The organism is Paenibacillus sinensis (assembly GCF_019904155.1).
Taxonomy (GTDB): Bacteria; Bacillota; Bacilli; order Paenibacillales; family Paenibacillaceae; genus Paenibacillus_AQ; species Paenibacillus_AQ sinensis.
This window is the reverse complement of the sequence record NZ_JAHCMB010000061.1, coordinates 1-18,667: the sequence shown is the minus strand read 5'-3', so window position 1 is coordinate 18,667 and position 18,667 is coordinate 1. Positions and strand designations below refer to the sequence as shown.

12 protein-coding genes and 1 tRNA gene are annotated in these 18,667 nt (G+C 58.0%); 10 read left to right on the top strand and 3 right to left on the bottom strand.

The window, feature by feature from the left end; all coding sequences use genetic code 11:
* Positions 1 to 223 precede the first annotated feature (223 nt).
* Both KIH86_RS07795 and KIH86_RS07790 read left to right on the top strand, forming a co-directional pair.
* On the top strand, positions 224 to 8,371 hold the full coding sequence (locus KIH86_RS07795) for an Ig-like domain-containing protein (RefSeq protein WP_223083009.1): 8,148 nt from the start codon (positions 224 to 226) through the stop codon (positions 8,369 to 8,371).
* A 131-nt stretch (positions 8,372 to 8,502) separates the two neighbouring features.
* On the top strand, positions 8,503 to 8,700 hold the full coding sequence (locus KIH86_RS07790) for a hypothetical protein (protein ID WP_223083008.1): 198 nt from the start codon (positions 8,503 to 8,505) through the stop codon (positions 8,698 to 8,700).
* A 5-nt stretch (positions 8,701 to 8,705) separates the two neighbouring features.
* Here KIH86_RS07790 and KIH86_RS07785 read toward each other — a convergent pair whose 3' ends face one another.
* The gene (locus KIH86_RS07785) at positions 8,706 to 9,305 is read right to left on the bottom strand and encodes a phosphatidylglycerophosphatase A family protein (protein ID WP_223083007.1); all 600 of its coding nucleotides are present in this window, start codon (positions 9,303 to 9,305) and stop codon (positions 8,706 to 8,708) included.
* A 255-nt stretch (positions 9,306 to 9,560) separates the two neighbouring features.
* Between KIH86_RS07785 and KIH86_RS07780 the strand changes: the two genes are divergently transcribed.
* The 5 genes from KIH86_RS07780 to KIH86_RS07760 all read left to right on the top strand — a co-directional run bounded on the left by KIH86_RS07780 (position 9,561) and on the right by KIH86_RS07760 (position 14,000).
* Positions 9,561 to 10,745, top strand: coding sequence for a GerMN domain-containing protein (locus KIH86_RS07780; RefSeq protein ID WP_223083006.1), 1,185 nt, complete (start codon positions 9,561 to 9,563; stop codon positions 10,743 to 10,745).
* Between the two features lie 340 nt (positions 10,746 to 11,085).
* A complete protein-coding gene (gene rph, locus KIH86_RS07775) occupies positions 11,086 to 11,844 on the top strand; it encodes a ribonuclease PH (protein WP_223083005.1) in 759 nt (252 codons plus the stop codon).
* Between the two features lies 1 nt (position 11,845).
* The gene (locus tag KIH86_RS07770; RefSeq protein WP_223083004.1) at positions 11,846 to 12,502 is read left to right on the top strand and encodes an XTP/dITP diphosphatase; all 657 of its coding nucleotides are present in this window, start codon (positions 11,846 to 11,848) and stop codon (positions 12,500 to 12,502) included.
* Between the two features lie 49 nt (positions 12,503 to 12,551).
* Positions 12,552 to 13,013, top strand: coding sequence for a cupin domain-containing protein (locus tag KIH86_RS07765; RefSeq protein ID WP_223083003.1), 462 nt, complete (start codon positions 12,552 to 12,554; stop codon positions 13,011 to 13,013).
* 150 nt (positions 13,014 to 13,163) lie between these two features.
* Positions 13,164 to 14,000, top strand: coding sequence for an aldo/keto reductase (locus KIH86_RS07760; protein ID WP_223083002.1), 837 nt, complete (start codon positions 13,164 to 13,166; stop codon positions 13,998 to 14,000).
* A 167-nt stretch (positions 14,001 to 14,167) separates the two neighbouring features.
* Here KIH86_RS07760 and KIH86_RS07755 read toward each other — a convergent pair whose 3' ends face one another.
* Positions 14,168 to 14,731, bottom strand: a complete 564-nt coding sequence (locus KIH86_RS07755; protein ID WP_223110372.1) for a CPBP family intramembrane glutamic endopeptidase — start codon at positions 14,729 to 14,731, stop codon at positions 14,168 to 14,170.
* A gap of 54 nt (positions 14,732 to 14,785) precedes the next feature.
* The gene (asnB, locus tag KIH86_RS07750; protein WP_223083000.1) at positions 14,786 to 16,630 is read right to left on the bottom strand and encodes an asparagine synthase (glutamine-hydrolyzing); all 1,845 of its coding nucleotides are present in this window, start codon (positions 16,628 to 16,630) and stop codon (positions 14,786 to 14,788) included.
* 146 nt (positions 16,631 to 16,776) lie between these two features.
* On the opposite strand from asnB, the gene KIH86_RS07745 reads away from it, so the two are divergent.
* The 3 genes from KIH86_RS07745 to KIH86_RS07735 all read left to right on the top strand — a co-directional run.
* Complete coding sequence (locus tag KIH86_RS07745; RefSeq protein WP_223082999.1) at positions 16,777 to 17,133, top strand: hypothetical protein; 357 nt, start codon at positions 16,777 to 16,779, stop codon at positions 17,131 to 17,133.
* Between the two features lie 346 nt (positions 17,134 to 17,479).
* Positions 17,480 to 17,553 (top strand) — tRNA-Arg (locus tag KIH86_RS07740).
* 187 nt (positions 17,554 to 17,740) lie between these two features.
* On the top strand, positions 17,741 to 18,667 hold a 927-nt coding region (locus KIH86_RS07735), incomplete at its 3' end, for a peptidase U32 family protein (RefSeq protein WP_223110371.1).

Sequence of the window (18,667 nt, the reverse complement as noted above, 5' to 3'; positions counted from 1 at the left end):
TTATTAAGAATATCGAAAGCGCTTTCTTTCCTTGGCGCGGGAGTGAACCGGATTTGCGGAAAGGAGTGAACCGACAGCTCAGAAAATTAGAGCAAATCATAGGTTTGTCAGGTATTCCCGCTTGCCCGATCATGCTATCTTGAGCGATGAAAGCGCTATACACGATCGGATCGATGAAGGAGAGCGGCGCTTATCATACATTAACGAATGGGGGATAGCAACAATGAAATGGACTAGGAACTGGGCTTGTGTGCTTGTCGCTGCGTTATTGTTCACGTTAACACTGGGAAGCACAGGTCCGCTGGGGGCGCTCTCCGTCTTCGCGGCGGATGCGCCGGGCGCGAATCTGGATTTTGAAGCCGGATCGCTGACGGATTGGACGGCCGCTGGCACAGCCGCCGTTCAGACGGCGGAAGCCCACGGCGGAAGCTACTCTGCCAAGCTGTCCGCGGCGAGCAGCACGCTCACCCGGACGATCACCGGCATCGAGCAGGGCAGTTATACGCTCTCTGCGTGGGTCAAGGGCGGCACGAGCAGCAACAGCGCCTATATCACGGCCACCGAGACCGGGGGACCGGATACACGGACGATGATCGACACGTATATCAGCAACACGGAGTGGAAGCAGATCTCCATGCGCAACGTGCTGATCTACAATGGACAGGTCAAAATTACAATCGCCTCCGGTACGGGCAACAACCTGGCGGTGGACGACATCGAGCTGACGCTCGACAGCAGCGACGCCAACCCGCTGGTCAACTGGAGCTTCGAGACCGGCGATCTCGGCGGCTGGACCATCGATCAAGGCAGCGCAACGGCCGGCGCAGGCGCGGACACAGGAACGGTCTCTGCCGTTCTGGGCGCAGACTCCCAGCTCAGCCAGACCGTCGCCGTCGAGCCGAACACGACTTATATCGCCACCGTCCGGGCCAAGGTTGACCGGCAGGACACCTGGGAGACGATCTACCAGAAGAATTACCTCGGCAATACGGGGCAGCTCGTCAATGTCACCTCATACGGCGACCGGGTCAATCTCGGGGTCAAGACGGCGGACGGCAAAGTGCTGCGGCAGGCGCCTTCCGGCACCGCAGGCTACTCGCTGGTGACCCTTCGCTTCAAGACGGGCCCGAATGACCATCAGGTGACCGTCTACGCCAATACGATCAAGGACGCCGAGTACGACAAGAGCGTGGCTACATATACATCAAGCGGCGCGAACGGCAGCCACGACGAGTGGCAGGGCAACGGCGCAGACAAGGCATACGTGGACAACTTCGACCTGTTCGCGATCGACAACACGACCGTGAAGGGGGCGGACGTCTCTTTTCTGCCGATCATTGAGGACAATGGCGGCAAATATTTTGCGAACGGCGTCCAGCAGGACTGCCTGACCATTCTGGCCAACCACGGCGTGAACGCGATTACGGGCATGCTGTTCGTGCACGCGGGCAACCCGGTCTACGATCAGAGCACGGTCAAGCAAATGCAGTATGTCGATTATTATACGGACGAGGACGGCAATCCCTACCCGCTGACCATGCAGGCCGGATACTTCGACAAGACCCACGCTTACACTCTCGCCAAGCGGGCGCAGGCGCTGGATATCGGCTATATGCCCGGCTTTCATTTCAGCGACACCTGGATGAGTGCGGGCAAGGCGTTCACGCCTTACGACTGGATGTACAAGGATTCGTCCGGCAAGCTGGTCGACCAGTCGCTGGACGAAATGACGACGACGATGTACAACTACGTCTACGATTTCATCAAAGGGCTGGCCGATCAGGGCACCGTTCCAATGGGCGTCAAAATCGGGAACGAGCAGGACGGCGGCATCGCCTGGCCGACCGGCAAAGGCTATTCCTCCGCCGGCTACAAGGCGCTGATCAACGCCGCCTACGACGCGGTGCATGATGCGGCTCCGGGAGTAAGCGCATTCATTCATTCGAACAACGGCTATACGCCGTCCAACTCGAACACGCAGTACGGCACATTCAAGACGAACGGCGTCAAATTCGACGGGCAGGCCTACTCGCTCTACAGCGGACATACTTCAGATGCGATCCTGTCGATGCTTACGAACAACATCGCACAGTTCCCGAACAAGGATTATCTGGATGTGGAGACGGGGTATTCCTTCACCAAATACAACCCCGACTGGGCCGACGAGAGCGGCTCGATGGGGCAGACCAGCTATTATGCAGCCTCGAACCCGAACGGGCAGTACAACTGGCTGCTCGATTACATGCAGGCGATGCGAGACGTGGCCAATCCGAACGACCGGATGCGCGGCTTCTTCTATTGGGAGACCGACTGGATCGTCGTCGAAGGCGCCGGTGCCAGCACAGGCGCGCCGAACACCGTCGATCGCCGCACGATGTTCAACAACGGCGATACCTCCATCAAGGAGATGGGCAGCACGGCGGGCGGCAAAATGGGCGATATGATGGACAGCATGTACGCCTATCTGTGGAGAGGCCACGCCAAGAACAAGCCGGCGACGATGCTGTCGCCGCTGCAGGGCTTCGGCACGTACTCGGTCACGAAGACGGAGCCGACATCAATTACGCTGGACCGGACTTCTCTGTCGCTGACAGCCGGCACGACGGATCGTCTGCTGCCGACCATCGCGCCGGATTCCAACGCATCCTCCGACAAAAAGGTCTTTGACAGCACGCTGGTATGGTCATCCAGCGATCCGGCGGTTGCGGAGGTCAATGCCTCCGGCTATGTCATCGCACATCAAACGGGCACCGCCGTCATTACGGCCAAGACTCTGGCGGGCGGGCTGACGGCTTCGTCCACAGTGACGGTTGCACCGGCGTCAACCGCCGGCAGCGGCAACCTGACCCTGACGGTGGGAGGCACGGCGGCCGGAAGCACCGTGAACGCCGTCGTATGGGATAAGCTCGTGCTCAAGGGCACGCTGCCGGCGGGGACAACGGATCAGCGAATTATTTTCCGCTCCAGCGATCCGTCCGTCGCTTCGTTCCTGGGCGAATTCTGGCAGTCCTCGAATCCCGGAACGTTCTACCAGCAATCCAATGTCACGCAGAATGTGAAGCTGAACGTCAAGCATGACGGAACGACCACGGTCACCGCGGAATCCGTGGACGGTACGGCGCTTGCCTCGTTCACGCTGAACGCAACGAAGATTCCGGTCACCTCCGTAACGCTGAACAAGACGAGCGCGACGGTCAGCCTGGGCCGGACCGAGCAGCTGACGGCGACCGTGGCTCCCGCGAACGCCAGCTTCGCCGACGTCACCTGGTCGTCCTCGGCTCCGGACGTGGCTTCGGTTGACGCAAACGGACTTGTCACAACTCTGACGACGGGCACTACGACGATCACGGCGACCTCCGTTGACGATCCGGCGATCCATGCTTCCGCCGTCATCAACGTCGTTCCGGTCATGGTAACCGGGCTGATGCTGGACAAATCGGCGCTGAATCTGATGATCGGCACGACACGGCCGATTACGGCCGTTGTTTCGCCGGACGATGCCTACAACAAGACCATTCTCTGGAGCAGCTCCGACGAATCGGTCGCCATGGTCGATTCGGCGGGACGGATCACCGGCCATAAGGAAGGAACCGCCACCGTGACGGCAGTGACCCAGGACGGCGGCTATACACGGACCGTGGCGGTCAACGTGCAATCGACGCCGGTTGCAGTGACCGGCGTCGCTCTGGACCAGGAGGCTTACTACTTTGCATCCGATTTCTTCTCTTCGACGAATCCGGCCTCGACGGCTCCGACCGTTCAATTGAAGGCAACCGTGCTGCCGGAGGATGCGACCAATCTGGACATCGCATGGTCCAGCAACAACCCGTCCATCGCCTCCGTCGACGCCTTCGGCGTCGTGACGGCGCGCAAGGCGGGAACCGCGGTCATTACGGCAACGACCGGCGACGGAGGCTTTAACGCTTCCACGACCGTCTATGTGCCGGCAGTGAGCGAGAGCTTTGATAACCGGAACATCGGCGACAACTGGTCGGTGACGGCGGGCTCGGCGTCCGCCATCGGAGCGGCCGTGGCTTCTCCGGCCGGCGCGTCCAGCCAGCTGCTGCAGCTGACGGCGGGCGGCAGCGGCGCAAGAGCCGCTTATAAGAGCTTCAATCTGACCAACAACAAGATTGTGCTGGATTTTGACTGGAACGTCGGCTCGCCGTCGTCCGGCACAGGGCAGCTGCGCATTCAGGACAGCGCCCACAACAATTATCTGACCTTCGGCGTTCCGACGGGAGCCTCCAGCTCCCTGCTGTACAGCACGAGCGCCACGCTGACGGCCAATACGGCGCTTACGGGCACGGCTGTTGCCTCCAGCGGCTTCGCCACGGCGAATACGACGTATCATGTTACAGTTACGCTGGATATGACGGCGAAGAAGTCAGCCTTCACGCTGACGAACAAGGCGACGTCCCAGACCGTTACGGTCAGCGACCTGCCGTTCGCGTCCGGCACGAGCTTCAGTGGATCGCTCGGCTATCTGGAGATCTACGCGACGCGCGTCTCCGGCGGCAGCATGAGCTGGACGTCGCAGTTCGACAACTTCAACGTCTACGCCGCCGCGCCGGTGGCGTCGTCCGTGACTCTGGACCATTCCTCGGTCAGCCTGCTCGACATCCCGGGGACGCCGGGAAATACGGCGCAGCTGAAGGCAACGGTTAATCCGAACGTGACCGCCGTTGATCAGTCGGTCGTCTGGACGACCAGCGACGCTTCCGTGGCAACGGTGAGCTCGTCGGGTCTCGTGACCGCGGTGAGCGACGGCATCGTAACCGTTACGGCAACATCAGTCTCCGACCCGTCGCTGTCGGCTTCTGCCAGCGTCAGCGTCCATCCGATCATTCCGGTCGAAGCCATCGGCATTAACGATGACCATGGCCAAGCGATCGACCAGACCGCTGTGGAGCTGGATACCGGATCGTCCATGCAGCTGAAGGCGATTCTGAATCCTTCCACGGCGGATGTCCGGAGCCTGATCTGGAGCTCCTCCGATCCGGCCGTCGCCTCGATCGATTCCGGCACGGGTCTCCTTACGGCGCTGACCGCGGGAGATGCGGTCATCACGTTGACCGTGGATGCTTACCCGGACCACGGCGGCTACACGGGAGCGACCTCGTTCAATCTTCATGTAACCGGCGAGGCCGTTATCGACCTGTCCGGACTGCAATCCGCCATCGATGATGCGATTGCAGCGAAGACGGCAGCCGACACGGCTTACACGGCGGACAGCCTGAGCGTTTACAAGACGGCGCTGAGCGCGGCGCAGACGGTTCTGGCGCAGGCGCAGGCGGAGCATTGGAACGCATCCCGGCAGAGCGAAGCCGATGAGCGGGAGCAGGCGCTCCGCGCAGCGGTAACGGCTCTGGCGTATGACAGCAGCCAAGTAGCCGAGAGTGTCCAGGTCAGCCCAAGCACGCTGAAACTGACGGCGGGCTTATCGGCTAACCTGACGGCCGAAGTGCTTCCGGTCTATGTGAACGACAAAGTGATCAACTGGTCCTCGGACAATGAGGCGGTGGCCATGGTGGATGACAGCGGCCGCGTGACCGCAATTGCCGCGGGTACGGCCAACATCCGGGCGACGGCGGTGAACGGAGGCGCAGTCGGATCGGCTGCAGTCACCGTGAGCACCGATTTGTCCGGCGGCTACGTGGCCAACGGCGGCAGCGTCTCGGCCAGCAAACTTATCAGCAAGTATCCGCTGTCGAGTCCGATTGACAACGCGGCGACGATGAACGCGACCGGCACCGCCTGGTCGACGGGGGCCAACCTCCAGACGACGGCAACCCCGGAATACTGGCAGATCGATCTCGGCCGGACGGCGCGGATCGACAGCTTCAAGATGAGCTTCTGGCAGACGATGAAATACAGCCTGCTCGTCTCGGACAACGGGTCCGACTGGCAGACGGTTTATGACAGCGGCGCCAGCTATGCAGGCAGCGCCTCGACGATATTCGATCTGCAGCTGCCGGAGTCGGCATACGGCAGATACATCCGATTGAACATCTACGGCGTGTCGACCACGAAGGACTGGGTAGGCGTCACCGTATTCCAGGCAAACGGAGCCTTCGTTGCGGACCCCGACGGCATCTCCGTCGATCCGGCCACGGCTGCCCTGGCGATCGGCTCGACCGTGCAGCTGCAGCCGCTCGTGCTGCCTGTGGTCGCGGACCCTCGCGTGTCCTGGACATCGAGCGACGAAGCGATAGCCAAGGTGGATGAGTCGGGCGTCGTTACGGCGGTCGGCGCAGGACAGGCCAACATTACCGCATCGACGGTAAACGGCAAGACATTCACCGTTCCGGTAACGGTTAAGGCGGATGCCGTGGCGGTAACGGGCGTGAGCCTGGACCGGACGGAGCTGAGCCTGGCGACAGGCGGCAGCAGCAGCCTGACAGCGATCATCGAACCGCTGGATGCAGCGAACCAAAAGGTAACCTGGAGCAGCAGCGACGATGAGATTGTCACTGTGGACGAAGACGGCGTCGTCACCGCGAAGGCGGCGGGCACGGCGACGATCACCGTGACGACGGAGGACGGCGGCTTCACAGCCGAGACGATCGTGACGGTAACCGATACCGAACCGGAAACAGTGGCGGTAACTGGTGTAAGCGTGAACCGGATCGAGCTGAGCCTGGCGACGGGCGGCAGCGGACGTCTGACGGCAACGATCGCTCCGGCGAATGCAACGAATCAAAATGTCGTCTGGAGCAGCAGCGACAGCGGGATTGCCGCCGTGGACAACAGCGGCATCGTTACTGCGAAGGCTGCAGGCACGGCGACGATCACCGTGACGACAGAGGACGGCGGCTTCACAGCCGAGACGATCGTGACGGTGACCGACCCTGCACCGGAGATTGTGCCGACAACGGGCGTAAGCGTGAACCCGACTGAGCTGAGCCTGACAACGGGCGGCAGCGGCGCACTTACGGCAACAGTCGCACCGGCGAATGCGACGAATCAAAATGTCGTCTGGAGCAGCAGCAACAGCGAGGTTGCGAGTGTGGACGCAGTCGGTGTCGTTACCGCAAAATCGGCGGGCACGGCGACGATTACCGCAACGACCGAAGACGGCAGCTTCACGGCCCAGACGGTCGTGACGGTAACTGCTGCCGGAAGCGGCAGCAACGAAAATAATGGAAATAACGGCAGCACCGGAAGTACGACGACTTCCGCCGCAAGCTCCACCGGCAGCGTCGTGAGCACCACCGGCGGGGTGACGACTGTCACCGCCAAGCCGGACAGCAACGGCAATGTAACGGTCAGCCTGACGGAGAGCGAGCTTCGCGCTGCGCTGCAGGGCGCAGCGAATGGACAACTCCAGATTGAGATTGTCGGCCAGCAGGCTGCAGGCAAGCTGGAGGTGGCGCTGCCGGCGCAGCCGCTGCTTCAGGCAGCCGATCAAGTTGGTTCCATCACTATCCGTAGCGGCGGAGTCGGCATCACGCTCGCAACGGACGATGCCGCCATCTTCGGCCAAAATGCCCAGACATTGAGCATCACGGTCACTCCGGTGACGTCCGAAGGTTTGACCGGAGACGCCAAGCTGCTGATCGGCGAGCATCCGGTGTACGATCTTGATCTCATGGTAGACGGCGCTAAGGTTCCGGCCTTCCCAGGCAAGGGCTCGGTGAAGGTGGCGTTCGACTACACGCCGAAGGCCGGCGAACTCGCCAGCCTGCTCGTGATCTACTACATCGGCGAGAACGGACAGAAGGAAGTGGTCAAGAACGGCGTCTATGCCGCAGCTTCGGGCCGCATGCAGTTCAGCCCGCAGCATTTCGGCCGCTACGCCGTGGCGTACGCGGATGTCAAGCTCGGAGACCTGGATACCGCATTGTGGGCCAAAGATATGATTCAGTCACTGGCGGCCAGACAGATTATCCAGGGCACCTCTGCCGGCTCCTTTGAGCCGGGCCGCTCCGTGACCCGCGCGGAATTCCTGCAGATGCTCGTCACCGCTCTCGGGCTGAGCGCAAAGGATGCGCAGACGGCGACGACATTCCGCGACATCCCGGCTGACGCCTGGTACGAGGACGCCGTAGCAGCGGGTACGACGCTCGGCATCGTCAAGGGCAAAGCTGATGGCACGTTCGGAGCCAATGAAACGATTACGCGGGAAGATATGGCGGTCATGCTCTCCCGGGCGGTGCAAGCCGCCGGAATCACGCTCGGTGTGAAAACTGAAGCACAGGCGGCAGTCTTCACCGACCAGGCAGGCATCGCAGGCTACGCCGTATCAAGCGTCGCAGGCGTGCAGCAAGCCGGTCTGATTACCGGCTTCGAGGATGGCTCCTTCCGACCTGAATCGGCGACGACCCGCGCGCAGGCTGCGGCTGTCATTTATAAACTGCTGAACCTGTAAGCCGCTTCAAGCGGCTGAGCAGGATATATTCCAGCTAAGCAAAGAAGGCTGGCCGAGGGTTAGTAATATGCTCCCCATATAGTAGACAGGCGAAATAATAAAAACCTGTCACTGTATGGGGAGTATTTTTCATGAAGCAAAAAAAGTTTAAGGCGTTGGAGAAATTTACGATTGTTCAAGAAAGCAAAAAACCTATATTGCCAATACGAACGGTTACAGGCAAAGCAAAACGGCCTCAGTCCCCTCGAATTCAGGACCAAGGCCGCTTAACTCTCTTTTATTATTTGGTTCAGGAGCGGTTTTTTTGGGGTTGTATTGGTAGGAAATGATGACTTTAGTCCGTCTGTCCCCTGTTAGCGTCCAGATGTTTGGCCGCATCCTCGGTATCTTCGGGAGCGTGAGGGAGCCCAAGGTCATTCTCCCGCTCCGCCTGTTTCCGGTGTGCGATCCGGCTGCTGGCAGCCGCGGCCACGGCTCCGACGATATCGTCGAGGAAGGTGTGAACCTCGCCGGTGCTTCTGTCGTTCAGCCTCTCCAGAATGCCCGGCTTCAGCTTGTCGACATAGCCATAATTGGTGAAGCCGATGCTTCCGTATACATTGACGATGGAAAAGGCCAGAATCTCGTCGACCCCGTACAGGCCCTCGTCATTTTCAATCATGTCCTGAAGCGGGGAGAACAGCTTCCCTTCCTCCGCCAGCAGATCGAGCTGAATACCGGTCAATACGGCGTTCTGCACCTCCCGCTTGCTGAGTACCATTTCTACATTGTGAATGCATTCTTCCATGGTAATATTTGGATAATATTTCTTCTGAAGCAGTAAGACAAGCTCGGCAATCTGCTCGACTTTGACCCCGCGCGTATGCAGCCAGGCTTGCGTCGCTTGAGCGACGGCTTTGCTGTTGAGGCTGTAGGGAATTTTGGCGTCGGCCATGTTCGGTCACCCCGTTCAGTTATCGTTGGTTGGATTATCTGGTACGGCGCAAGGCCCGCCGGTCTTCGCCGTAGTCAAATTGTACGTGTACCGGAAGTATTTGTCCAGAAAGGCAGTCTTATGCGGAGCTCTGCTGTCAAAGGACTTTAGCATAAAGGGAAAGAAGCTGGATAAGCTGTTGTTATTTTTTGCTCCGAGGGCTCGTATACATAGCAGTACAAACCGTATCGATAACCTGGAAAGGGGCATAATCAAATGAACAATAAGCACAAACTAGCTTCTGTCTCGGCCGCTTGTCTGCTGGCACTGCCGCTGGCTCTGTCCGGCTGCGGCTGGTTCGGAGGGGACAGCTCGGCGGCCATCGATCCGCCTCCCGGCGACGTGGAGGCCCAGATGCTGCAGTCAACCGACAAGACGCTGGATGCCGGCGTCATGGCGCCGGTGTCGGACAGCGACATCGCTGCAGCCGACACCGGTAGCTCCGGCAGCGATCAGGCGGCTGCCGGCGAAGACGCGGCGAATTCGGCTGCCGCCGGAGCCGGAAGCGCAGGCGCGGCCAGCACCAAGACCGGGGCGGAGCGCACAACGGTCTATCTGCAGAACGACAGCGGTCTCCTGGCTCCGATGGCGCTGGATCTTGCTCAAGCGAATAAGGATGACGCGCTGAAGCAGTCGCTTGAAGCGCTCGTGCAGGGCGGGGATTCCGCCTCGAGCCTGCCGGAAGGCTTCAGCGGAGTGCTTCCACAGGGTACGAAGATTAACAGCGTGAAGGTGGAGAACGGCGTGGCTACTGTCGATTTCGGCGGCAGCTTCGGCTCCTACGCACCGGCGGATGAGCGCAAGCTGCTGGAGGCCGTAACCTGGACGCTGACCGGACAAAAGGGAGTTCAAAGCGTACAGCTCTCGATGGACGGAAAAAAGCTCAGTGAAATGCCGCTGAAAGGGACGCCGCTCGACCGTCCGCTGACCCGCAGCATCGGAATCAATCTTCCGGCCCAGGGGCCATCCGTCATGAACTCCAGCGCCGTGACGGTCTTCTTCTCGGCCGCTTCCCCAAGCGGCGTGCAGTATTATGTTCCGGTAACGAAGTTCGTGACACCCGGACAGGACCGCTTGAAGGCGGCAATGAATGAGTTGATCGCGGGTCCCGAATCCCAGGATGGGCTGGAGACCGTCATGACTTCGGATACGGTGCTCGATTCGATAACCGAAGATCAGAGCGGCGTCGTTACCGTCTCGCTGAAGGACGACATGTTCGACGACGGCAGCCAGGTTCCGGCCGAGCTGCTGGAATCCGTCGTGCTTACCGCGTCGCTCAACTCGGATAATGCCATGGTTCAGGTGCGGATGAACGGCAAACAGACGGTCACCGGCACCGACAATGTCGACTACGGCAAGCCGGTATCGGCGCCGCAGGTTATCAATGAGCTTCCTCTGTAAAGAAATGGCCGCTAACCTGCGGCTGGCTGTCATGTGCAGCTTGCGCACAGGTCTGCGTCCTCCTTGAAGCGCGAAGCGCGCGGCCCCGGCGGGTGTATCCCGTCCGGGGCTTCTTGTTCCTATGCTGCGCGCATAACCATAGGTTCTTTTCGCAGCAAACGCCCGGCGTCTGTGAGGATGCCGGCAGGTGATTATCCTGAGGCGTGTGGGTGCATGGCGTCTTGGATTGCAAGACCGCCCGGCGCTTTTGCTCCGGGAGAGTGCTTTTGTGCCTTCACTTTGGTAAAATTAAGGATGCAAATTTGAAGCTAACGCGATACGCATGTAGGAGGCAGACTAAATGAGATCAAACGGGCGAAACGACGACCAGCTCCGGCCGCTCAAAATAACGACCCAGGTTAATAAATATGCGGAAGGCTCCGTCCTGATTGAGATGGGGGATACGAAGGTTATCTGCACTGCGACGGTGGAAGAGAAGGTTCCCCCTTTTCTGAAGGGGCAGGGAAAGGGCTGGGTGACAGCGGAGTATTCCATGCTGCCGCGGGCCACCCAATCGCGCAATCAGCGTGAAGCCGCGCGCGGCAAGCTGACGGGACGGACGATGGAAATCCAGCGGCTGATCGGGCGGGCGCTCCGCTCTGTCGTCAATTTGCATGCGCTGGGCGAACGGAACATCACGCTGGACTGCGATGTGATTCAAGCCGACGGGGGGACGCGGACGGCTTCGATTACCGGCTCCTTCGTGGCGCTCGCTTTTGCCGTGAACAAAATCGCGGTACAGCACAAGCTGAGCGTTTTTCCCATCACCGATTACCTGGCCGCCATCAGCGTCGGCATTGTGGATGACAAGCCGCTGCTCGATCTGAATTATGAAGAGGACTCCAAGGCCACAGTCGATATGAATGTCGTAATGACGGGCAGCGGAGAGTTCGTCGAGCTGCAGGGGACCGGTGAAGAGCGCCCGTTCTCGCGCAGGGAACTCGATTATTTGCTGGGACTCGGCGAGAAGGGCGTTCTGGAGCTCATTGCCGCCCAGAAGGAGGCGCTTGGACCGATCGCGCTCAAAATTCCGCTGGGTCCGGCCGGGCAGGAGGTATAACATGCAGGCGGAGAACGGAATTCTGATTGTCGCTACCAAGAATGCCGGTAAGGTCAAGGAGTTTCAGCATGCTTTTGCTCCGCTGGGGTTCCAGGTGAAGAGCATGTTCGATTATCCCGATCTTCCGGATGTGGTAGAGGATGGCGTGACCTTCGCTGAGAACGCGCGGAAGAAATCAGTGCAGGTGTCGAAAGCGCTCGGACTGCCCGTCCTTGCCGACGATTCCGGTCTCTGCGTGGATGCGCTTGACGGCCGTCCGGGTGTCTATTCCGCCCGGTACGGCGGTCCCGGCGCCACCGATGAAGACAATAATTTGAAGCTGCTGGCCGAGCTGGAAGAACTGAGGCAGGGAGAGGATACCGACCAGCCGCTGCTCAGTACGGCCCGGTTCGTCTGCGCCCTGTCACTGTATGATCCGTCCAGCGATACGGAATATACAGCCGAGGGCGCCGTGGAGGGCTGGATCACTTCAGAGCCGGCGGGAGGCGGGGGATTCGGTTATGATCCGCTGTTCTATCTTCCCGATTACGGCAAGACAATGGCTGAGCTGGCCGTGTCCGAGAAGCAGGCGATCAGCCACCGTGGACAAGCGCTCCGTCTTCTGACGGAGCGGCTGGCCGAGGCGACGGAAGGCTCATCCCGGTCAAGAGGCAATTAAACGAGCTGGCAATTAATCAAGCTAAAACGAACTAAGGAGAGGAATAATCGTGACAAAAGAGCTTTCACCCTTTGTTGAACTGCTTGGACTGGAGCGCCATGTCGAAGGCGGATGGTTCAAGGAAATCTGGAAGTCCTCCGTACAAATTCCGAAGGAACTTCTGAGCGGAGATTATTCGGGCCCGCGCCCTGCGGCGTCCACTATCTATTTCCTTCTCCACCCCGGAGAAATATCAGAGTGGCATACCGTCCTGTCGGACGAGCACTGGCTGTGGCATGCCGGCAGCCCCCTTGTCCTGAGTCTGGGCGGAAGCGGCGAGCAGCCCGGGGATGTGCAGGAGATTGTGCTCGGCCTGGATATCGCGGCAGGGCAGCAGCCGCAGGCGCTTGTCCCTGCCGGCGTTTGGCAGGCGGCGCGTCCGCTTGGCGACGAGCCGGTGCTCGTCTCCTGCGTGGTCGCTCCCGGCTTTCACTACGACGATTTCCGGCTGATCGACAAATCGGAGAAATAAGCGGAGACAAGCCGGTGTCTGCCAGGCTGAGTGAACCGGCATCCGTGAATTTTGATTTACGGTTTGGGGAATTAGTGCTTAAAATGGCGGCGCAGACGGTAATACATGTGTGTACAGTCAATTCCGATATGAATGTGGAGGGAAAGAGCGATGACTCAGTTGAACGCACCGTTTACCGGGGGACCCACCCTGAGTGACGGCAGAACGATGCCCTGGCTCGGACTCGGCGTCTGGCAGACCAAAGCGGGGGATGAGGTTATTCATGCGGTCAGAACGGCGATTGAAACCGGCTACCGCAGTATCGATACCGCCGCTGCTTACAAGAACGAAGAGGGCGTCGGACAAGGCATCAAGGAGGGCGGGGTTTCCCGCGAGGAGCTGTTCATCACGACCAAGGTCTGGAACGCCGATCAGGGCTATGAACAGACGCTCCAAGCCTGCGGCACTAGCCTGAAGAAGCTCGGACTTGATGTCCTGGATCTGCTGCTGATTCACTGGCCGGTCAAAGGCAAATTCGTCGACACCTGGAAAGCTCTCATTCATCTGCAGCAAGAGGGCTATGTGCAATCGATTGGGGTCAGCAATTTCCAGCCCCATCATCTGAACAGCATCATCGAAGAAACCGGAGTCAAGCCCGCTGTGAATCAGGTGGAATTCCACCCGCTGCTGACGCAGCGCGAGCTGGTGAAATACTGCCGGGATCAGAGCATTCAGCTGGAAGCCTGGAGCCCGCTCATGCAGGGCAATCTGGACCTCCCACTGCTGCAGGAGCTTGCGACGAAATACAATCGGACGCCCGCGCAGATCGTTCTCCGCTGGGATATCCAGCAGGGCGTGATCACGATTCCAAAGTCCATTCACGAGAAACGCATCGTCGAGAATGCCGGTATTTTCGACTTCACACTAAGCGACGAGGATGTAGAGGCCATCGAAGGGCTGAACAAGAACCAGCGCTATGGTCCCGACCCGGACAACTTCAGTTTCTGAGAAAAAGAAGCCCCCAACCGCTTACGGGAACCGGTCCCTGTCTTATAAACAGGGACGGTTCTGGTCGCGGTTGAATGGGCTTCTTTGTGTATTCCGGGCCATATCCCGATATCCGGGTGGGGGATGGGAGCCTCTTCCTCTTCCAGCTTTCAGGCGGTCCCTGCTATTCACGCATTCGGGCGGCGGCCCATGCTTCGCATAAGGAGAACGCCCTGGATGATGACCAGCATGCTGCATACCATGGCCATAACTTCAGCCGCCTGATCGCTTGCCGTCAGCGTGTCGAAGATGCCGTGCCACAAAATGACGGGGATGATGCTCCAGCGGCTGCCTTCACAGATCCAGGCGAGCACCACCGAGCCATAGGTCAGGCTGATTGCCCAGCCGATAACGCCGAAGCCCATATGCAGGTAGTTGTCGTTGAACCCGAATGCAGGCAGATGCCAGAGCATCCAGACTGCGGCGACGATAAGGGCCGAACCGAATAAAGATCGCCCCCTGCTTAGCTCCGGCAGGAGGAAGCCGCGCCAGCCGCTCTCTTCACCGATGCCGAAGGTCAGTACCCAGGCCAGCGATGTCTGCCATAGATTGAAGCCAGCGGGCAGTTCTGAGGTCAGCCCGAACCGATCCAATGCGGGGAAGCTGCCTGTCACTATCCGGTGGACCAGAACCGAGATGGCGCCGTAAGCCAGCGGCAGAAGCACCGCGATCCACAGCCATGCAAATATCACGCCCGGATTATTTATCAGAAGCAGGTTCATTCCGGTATGGATCCCATCATCGGGCTAACCGATCGAGATGTTATAGGTGCGCAGCCACAGATTGACCTGGGCGATGTAGGCGAACAGCTGCGGGCCGGACATGAGCTGTCCGAACCAGGGCAAGTTGCTGGAGGATTCGGGGGAAGCGGCGATTTCCCGGATTTTGGCGGCGTCGATCAGCGGCAGGACAGGTGAGGTTGGATCGTCCAGAACGTCCAGCGCCTTCTGGCGGACAGACTGGAGGAAGCTCGGGTTATGGGTTTTGGGATAGGGACTCTTTTTACGATACAGCACATCATCCGGCAGGATGCCTTCAAGCGCTTTGCGCAGAATCCCCTTTTCCCGGCCTCCGACCGTTTTGATTTCCCAGGGAATATTATAGACATATTGAACCAGCCGGTGGTCGCAGTACGGCACGCGAACCTCCAGGCCCACACCCATGCTCATTCGGTCTTTGCGGTCCAGCAGTGTCGGCATGAAGCGCGTAATGTTCAGATAGGACATGACCCGCATCTGCGCCTGCTTGCCGCTCTCCCCGTCCAGCTTCGGCGTCTCGGCGACGGCGTCGCTGTAGCGATCGTTCAAATATTCAAGCGGGCGAATCCATTCGCGGATTTCGGGGGACAGCAGTCCGGCCCGCATTTTGGGAGCCACCGCCCACGGGAAGGTGCCGGAAGACAGCATTTCTTCCCGGTGAAACCAGGGGTAGCCGCCGAAAATTTCATCCGCCGCTTCGCCGGAGATGGCGACGGTGGCGCCTTTTTTGATCTCCCGGCAGAACAGGTACAGCGAGGAATCGACATCTGTCATTCCAGGCAGGTCCCGGGTGAAGAGGGCGTTATCCAGCGCCTCGACCAATTCATCGGTATCGAACTGAATGTTGTGATGCCGGGTCTGCAGCTCCTCTGCCATCCGTTTCACCCAGGGAGCATCCGCTCCCGGCTGGAAGGAATGGCTCTTGAAGTATTTGTCGTTGTCTACGTAATCGACGGAGTAGGTGTCCATCTGCCCCTGTCCGGTACGCTTGTAATAGTCGACGGCCAGCGCGGACAACGCGCTTGAATCCAGTCCGCCGGAGAGCAGCGAACAGACCGGCACATCGGACACGAGCTGCCGTTCCAGCGTATCCTGCAGCAGCTCGCGCACTTTGGCAGCCGTCTCGTCGGGGGTGTCCTGATGAGGAACACTTTCCAGCGTCCAGTAGGCATAGCTTCGCAGTCCTTCGCGGCTGTAGATCATCGCGTGGCCCGGCCGGAGTTCGGCCATATCCCTGTAGACGCCATGACCCGGAGTCCGCGCCGGTCCGATGATGAATACCTCAGCGAGACCCTCCGGACCGACGGTGGGGCGCACTTTGGGATGCTGCAGCAGCGCTTTGGGCTCTGAACCGAACACCAGCGTATCGTCCACCTTGCTGTAGAACAGCGGCTTCACGCCGAGACGGTCACGGGCCAGAAACACCTGCTCCCGCAAGCCGTCCCAGACGGCAAACGCGAAGATGCCGTTCAGCTTCTCCGCGCAGTCCGGGCCCCATTCGATGTAGGCGTGCAGGAGCACCTCCGTGTCGCAGTGGGTGAGAAAATGATGCCCCCGCTGCTTGAGTTCATTTTTCAGCTCGTCGGCGTTATATAATTCTCCATTGTACACAATTGCATAAGTCTGGTCCTCATGGCGGGCGATCATCGGTTGGGCGCCATTCTCGGGGTCAATGACGCTGAGTCTGCGGTGTCCGAACGCCACCGGTCCCGAAATCCAGGTGCCCGACGCGTCTGGGCCCCGATTCGCCAGGGTTTCGGTCATTTGTATCAGCAGCTGGGAATGCTGTGTCAAATCGCCGCGCCATTCTATAAATCCGGTTATTCCGCACATGACGGTTCATCCTCTCTTGCGGGGCGCCTGATGGGTGTCCCTGTCTTTTTGCCAATTGGTACAGATATATGCCGAAGTAAGGCATAAAATGTATGTCCTTATCCCAACAATAGATAGGGAAACGGCCAGAGAAGGAGGGAAGACCGATGTATTACATCAAGGACGCGAAAATACGCCGGATGCTGGACTACGACGGAGCGCCGTGCGCCGAGGTGGGGGTGCTGCCGGGAGCCGTGGACGACCCCGCACTATTGGTCTATATCGTGGAAGACAAGCGGGAAGAGGGTTTTGAGATTATCCGTATTATAACCAACGATGCCGATACGGCAACGGATTGGTATGACAATAGTCTGCATGACGCGTTCGTCGACGTGACCGCCACCGCTTTTACGGGCAGCCCGATCATGAGCCCCGAGGAAGAGAAGAACAAGTTTCAGCGGGAGCTGTTGATCTTCGGCGATTTGAAAAAGCAGCTCGCAATCCGCTTTCGCGATCACGATTAACATGGCATCGATCAGGGGAGCGTGCATCCAAGGGCTTACCGGCCCAGGCGGCGCTCCTTTGATTTTGGCTGTTTATCTGTGCCACCGGTATCTTTTTCAAGAAATGTAACCGTCAACCTTGATCTGCCAAGCCCACCCGTTATATAATAGTTAACGTTGTTGAATACATAACTGATATGTCCCAGTAGCTCAGCTGGTTAGGACGTGTGCCTTCTGCATGGTCGGGGGTTCGTCGGAGCATAAGCTTCGGCAGGACTACATCGCAGTCAGCCCGGAGGGCTGCACCCCGATTGGGACAATGGATTTTGGTCTACTTATCATGATTTTGGTTTGACTCATTTATTGTGTCCCAATAGCTCAGCTGGATAGAGCATGCGCCTTCTAAGCGCACGGTCGGGGGTTCGAATCCCTCTTGGGACGTCTTAAGCCTTCCTTCGGGAAGGCTTTTTTGGGTCCGAGAGATGAGAACCCCCTGAAAGGTTCGTTGGAGCATAGGCTTCGGTAAGGCTACATATCAGTAGGCCCAAATGCTTAAATTGTGATACGGTGAGCCGTATCATAAGTAGGGGCAAGTTTTTAATCATTTATGGGTCATCAGGAGGAAAAAATGACTGAATTATTAGCTCCGGCAGGAAATATGAAAGCTTTAAAAGCTGCAATTTCGAATGGTTGTGATGCCATATACTTAGGCATGCAAAAATTTGGGGCACGTGCATACTCATCTAATTTTGATTTCGAATCGTTACAAGAGGCTGTTACGTATGCGCACCTGAGGAACGTTAAAATCTATGTTACCATGAATACCATCGTTTTCGAAAACGAAGTTCAAGAGATGAAAGAGCAGATACGCGAATTAAATGAAATCGGTGTGGATGGCATTATCGTCCAGGACCTGGCTGCTTTCGATTATATCGTTGAAAACTTTCTTGATCTGGAAGCACATTGCTCAACGCAAATGGGAATAGACGATGTAGACGGAACTTTATTATTTAAAGAACTTGGTGCTAAAAGAGTTGTTCTGTCCCGCGAGGTTGAGATTGAAAAAGTAAAAGAGATCAAACGAATAGCGGAAATCCCTTTGGAAATTTTCGTTCACGGTGCTTTATGTGTCTCTTATTCGGGAAACTGTCTCATGTCAGGATTAATCGGCTATCGAAGCGGAAATCGCGGAAGATGTGTGGGTTCATGCCGTAAGGAGTATGAACTAATGGATCAGACAACAGATACATCTTTAGCGAAAAACTATATTCTATCGACGAAGGACTTAAACACAATCGATTATATCGATGATTTAAAAGAAATCGATTCTTTAAAAATAGAAGGTCGAATGAAAGATCCTACGTATGTGGCTAATGTTGTATCCAACTATCGCCTGGCCTTAGATCATAAAATAACCGAAGAAGATAAAGAAAATCTGAAAAAAACATTCAATAGAACCTTTACTAAAGGATATTTATTTCGCGAAGATAAGAGAAATATTACAAACATCGTAAAACCGAATAACTTTGGTTATGAAATTGGAACCATCAGCAGG